Annotated in this window: 4 protein-coding genes; 3 read left to right on the top strand and 1 reads right to left on the bottom strand. The window is 42.6% G+C overall.

The genetic code is table 11. The features are described 5' to 3' along the window. A partial coding sequence (gene mnmG, locus B4H32_RS06560; protein WP_286800957.1) for a tRNA uridine-5-carboxymethylaminomethyl(34) synthesis enzyme MnmG occupies positions 1-1,728 on the bottom strand: 1,728 nt, incomplete at its 3' end. A gap of 252 nt (positions 1,729-1,980) precedes the next feature. On the opposite strand from mnmG, the gene B4H32_RS06555 reads away from it, so the two are divergent. From B4H32_RS06555 to B4H32_RS06545, 3 genes are all read left to right on the top strand, one after another. Further along, positions 1,981-2,358: a hypothetical protein gene (locus B4H32_RS06555; RefSeq protein ID WP_286800956.1), complete on the top strand. Its 378-nt coding sequence runs from the start codon at positions 1,981-1,983 to the stop codon at positions 2,356-2,358. A gap of 193 nt (positions 2,359-2,551) precedes the next feature. Next, a complete protein-coding gene (prmA, locus tag B4H32_RS06550) occupies positions 2,552-3,457 on the top strand; it encodes a 50S ribosomal protein L11 methyltransferase (RefSeq protein WP_286800955.1) in 906 nt (301 codons plus the stop codon). Between the two features lie 14 nt (positions 3,458-3,471). Then, positions 3,472-4,338: a DUF3426 domain-containing protein gene (locus tag B4H32_RS06545; protein ID WP_286800952.1), complete on the top strand. Its 867-nt coding sequence runs from the start codon at positions 3,472-3,474 to the stop codon at positions 4,336-4,338. Positions 4,339-4,581 lie beyond the last annotated feature (243 nt).

The raw sequence follows: 4,581 nt of genomic DNA, 5'->3' as shown, positions 1-4,581 counted from the left end.
AACAACGTCATAGTCAAAGTCAGCAGGAATTTTGGTTTCCTCTAGGCGCTTCATCTGTGCAACATCATCATGCTGACGGTTAATATACCCCTCATACTTCACCGCAATCTCGATCTGTTCACCCACCTGCTCAGACACTTCCGAACCCGTTAACTCTGCAATTTGACTGAAATTGATATTTGGACGTTTCAACAAATCAATCGCACTACATTCTTTACTAAGATCAGCACCCGTCATTTCAACGAATTTTTTACCCATTGGATTATTTGGTGCAGCCCATAGATGCTGCAAACGGGAAGTTTCACGCTCAACCGCTTCCATTTTCTCGCTATAGGCAGCCCAACGCTCATCATCAACCAAGCCAAGCTCACGACCAATTGGGGTTAAACGTTGATCGGCATTATCCTCACGCAACATCAAACGATATTCAGCACGAGAAGTAAACATACGGTACGGTTCTTTAGTTCCCAACGTAATCAGGTCATCCACCAACACGCCCATATAGGCTTGGTCACGTTTCGGTGTCCACTCTTCCTGTTCCCACGCACGGCGTGCAGCATTCAGACCAGCAAGCAGACCTTGTGCGCCTGCTTCCTCATATCCTGTTGTACCATTAATCTGACCAGCAAAATACAGGTTTTGAATAGCTTTAGTTTCAAGCGTGAACTTCAATGCCTGTGGATTGAAGTAGTCATATTCAATCGCATAGCCAGGACGCAAAATGTGCGCATTTTCCATACCACGAATTGAACGAACCAAGTTGAACTGAACATCAAACGGCAATGAAGTCGAAATACCATTTGGATAAAGCTCATGGGTATCCAAACCTTCAGGTTCCAGAAATACCTGATGTGAGTCTTTATCAGCAAAACGATGAATCTTATCTTCAATTGATGGGCAATAACGTGGGCCAACACCCTCAATCACACCTGTATACATCGGTGAACGGTCCAGACCACCACGAATAATATCATGGGTTTTTTCACTGGTGTGGGTGATATAGCAATTGACCTGTTCAGGGTGCATCGACACATCACCCATAAATGACATCACTGGCGATGGGAAATCACCTGGTTGAGGTGTCATGACCGAAAAATCAACGCTGCGAGCATCAATACGGGGCGGTGTCCCTGTTTTTAGGCGACCCACTGGAAGTTTAAGTTCACGTAGGCGATGTGCCAAGGCAATCGATGGAGGATCGCCCGCACGGCCACCACTTGAGTTTTGCAAACCAATATGGATCACGCCACCTAGGAATGTTCCCGTTGTAAGCACTACCGTTTTGGTATCAAAACGGATGCCCATCTGTGTCACGACACCTTTTACGCTATCTCCCTCAACAATCAGGTCATCCGCCGCTTGCTGGAAAATATCAAGGTTTGCCTGATTTTCCAGCGTATGACGAATTGCAGCCTTATAACGAACACGGTCAGCCTGTGCACGTGTTGCACGTACAGCCGCACCCTTGCGCGAATTCAGAATACGGAACTGAATACCACCTTTATCTGCCGCAAGCGCCATTGCGCCACCAAGCGCATCAATCTCACGAACAAGATGTGATTTACCAATACCACCAATCGCTGGATTACAGCTCATCTGCCCCAAAGTTTCAATATTATGCGTCAACAATAAGGTTTGTCGTCCCATACGCGCCGCAGCCAGTGCCGCTTCCGTACCAGCGTGACCGCCACCAATCACGATAACGTCGTAAACTTTAGGATAGTGCATAGTGGTAAATGTGTATTCAAAAAATGACAGAGTATTATACAGGATTTTTCATATTAAGTTGACAAAAACTGTCGATATTCTTGCCGCTTGCAAGAATTAGATATCGCTGTTGAATACACAAAAAGAAACGTTATGTTGCATTTTCATCCCACTTTTAACACATCGCCCCATAATTATTAACTTGATCACCACTGTTTTATTTGATGAATTTCTTATTCTAAAACATGCATAACAAATACTTAGGACAATGATATGAACACGAAACTTATACTTTCATCACTGATTTGTGGTCTGTGTTTTACCGTTGCAGCCCAGGCAAATGCCAAAACCACTCAAGACCCACAAACACAGAAGTATCAACAGGTATGTAAAGGTAAAAAACAGGGTGATGCCGTTTCATTTGCCTATAAAGGTGTTGTTTTCAACGGTGTTTGTGAAAATAATGATGCGGGCAAACTAGCTTTCCAGCCACCTGCTCCGCCAGCAGGCACAATGCCTGAAACCCAGAGCCGCATGTCGCAAACCCAGTCTGAGCCACGTCCCGTCAGTGCGCCTATGCGTATGGATGTTCCTCCAATGCAACCAGCGCCGCCTATTTCAGAGTCAGATGTTGAACAGACCACCCCTTAATTTAAAGCACTAGACTAAAGGATACCTACTGCAGGTATCCTTTAATGAGCTAAAAATATAAAAAACACAATAAAACAAATAGAATTGGCCACAACATATTTCATCTTAAAATTGTAATCTGTTTATTTTATAATCCCTTTAACGGTTTTGAATCCATTACAATAACTGCAAATACATTAATTTAGGTTTTCCTGTGAACTGGCTACAAATTCATATTACCGTTGATCAACATCAAGTTGAACTTAGCGAAACCCTGTTACTTTCTCTGGGAGCGGTCAGCGTAACGCTGGATGATGCCGAAGATCAGGCATTGCTTGAGCCTTTACCAGGAGAAACCCCTCTCTGGAATAAAGTCATTGTAACGGGTATTTATCAACAGGAAGAAGATGATCCAATTGATGTTGATACCTTGGAGGCTTTTCTCAGGGCCCAACTTCCAGATGTGCCAATGCGCCATGAATATCTAGAAAATCAGGTCTGGGAACGTGCCTGGATGGATTACTACGAACCAATTCAGATTGGTGAGAAATACTGGATTGTGCCTGAATGGCTGGAACCACCTGAAGCGGATGCCACTAACATTAAGCTAGACCCAGGTTTAGCGTTTGGTACAGGCAACCACGCCAGTACCTTTTTATGCTTACAGTGGTTGGGCAAAACCGATGTAAAAGATAAAGTTGTAATCGACTATGGCTGTGGCTCAGGCATTTTAGGGGTTGCTGCATTGCTACTGGGTGCAAAAAAGGTTTATGCAACCGATATTGATCCTCAGGCGGTGTTAGCCACCAAACAAAATGCAGAACTCAATGGTGTGCTGGAACGTCTTTATGTGGGCTTGCCAGAAGAGTTCGATCAGGAATTTAAACCACAACAGGCAGACGTCCTGGTTGCGAATATTCTGGCTGCACCGCTCATGGCACTGGCGCCTGAATTCGCAACTTTGCTTAAAAATGAGGGTGAGTTCGCACTTGCTGGTGTAATCGAAGAGCAAGTTGCTGATGTTTCTAGTGTTTACTCTGAGTTTTTTGATATATTAGAGATCGAAAAGCGTGAAGAAAACTGGTGCCGCATTTCTGGAAAACGTAAAACAACAATTTGAGAATATTGTTACTCATGAGTGAAAAACAAACCCGCTGCCCTAAGTGTTCAACCGCGTACAAAGTGACCCTTTCACAACTCAGTGTTGCACAGGGTATGGTTTGTTGTCCAAAATGCGTGATTAACTTTAACGCACTGACAAATTTACTGGAATCCGAGACAAGCGAAGTTGTGCCGACACCCAATAGCCGCTCACTATTTTCGTCGATTCAGCCAGACAGTTCATTTGCAGAAAAGCAAATGCAGATTTTAAGTATTTTTGACCAGAAAATTGAAAACTCCAATATTGATCTGCTCACCTATCTTAATAACCTAAATTATTTCAATACAGAGCCAGTGAGCGCCTTGCCTAATTTGAATTTGTCTGAAGATGTTTTACTTAATAATCATGATGATCACAGTACCAAACAACATGGGTGGCTTTATTACACACTCTGGGGAATTGGCAATATCGCGCTGATTGTGGTGTTTGCGTTCCAGATTTTATGGTTCAACCCAAAATTGATGCACGATAGCCCTGCCTTAAACAAAATGTTTAACTATGTCTGCGGCATGCTGACCTGCAAAACCCAAAATGACCAATATAAATATCTCAGTTTTGAAAAGGTTAAACTTAAACAAACCAGCAAGAATGAAACCCAGTTCTCAGGGGTGCTGATCAACCGCAACGAGAACAGTATATTACTCCCTTCCATCAAGGTGGTTCTGAAAGACCAGGGAGAAGTGACAACAGACATTACACTCAAGCCACAGGATTATCTGGTTGACAGTTTAAAAACCATTCAACGCATCCCATCAAATAGCCCTTTTAAGTTTGAATTTAGCATTCCAAAAAGTAAAAATAGCTTCGATGACTATAGTTTAGAAATTGTACAGCCCTAAACGCATAAAAAAATGACAAAAAAATAAAAAAAAGTGCAGTTAATTTGCTCACTTTTTCGCTGACAGTGGTATGATACGCGCCACGAATGCTTTAACCTACATACTCCTCGTTATTTATAGACAATAAAATCGTTAAACAAACTGTGCTTTTATCTGCTAAGCGCACTGTTGGTTTTTTTGTTTTTAAAAATAGGCTGTAACAAATATTTAACCATTGTTCCGCTTATTTTTTACACAAATCGA

Source organism: Acinetobacter sp. UBA2063, assembly GCF_002333245.1.
Classification (GTDB): domain Bacteria; phylum Pseudomonadota; class Gammaproteobacteria; order Pseudomonadales; family Moraxellaceae; genus Acinetobacter; species Acinetobacter parvus.
This window is presented reverse-complemented; position numbering and strand designations above follow the sequence as displayed.

Bases quoted from the DNA above. Each gene is read 5' to 3' on its own strand.
- B4H32_RS06555 (WP_286800956.1), top strand. From the start codon at position 1,981: ATGAACACGAAACTTATACTTTCATCACTGATTTGTGGTCTGTGTTTT.
- B4H32_RS06545 (WP_286800952.1), top strand. From the start codon at position 3,472: ATGAGTGAAAAACAAACCCGCTGCCCTAAGTGTTCAACCGCGTACAAA.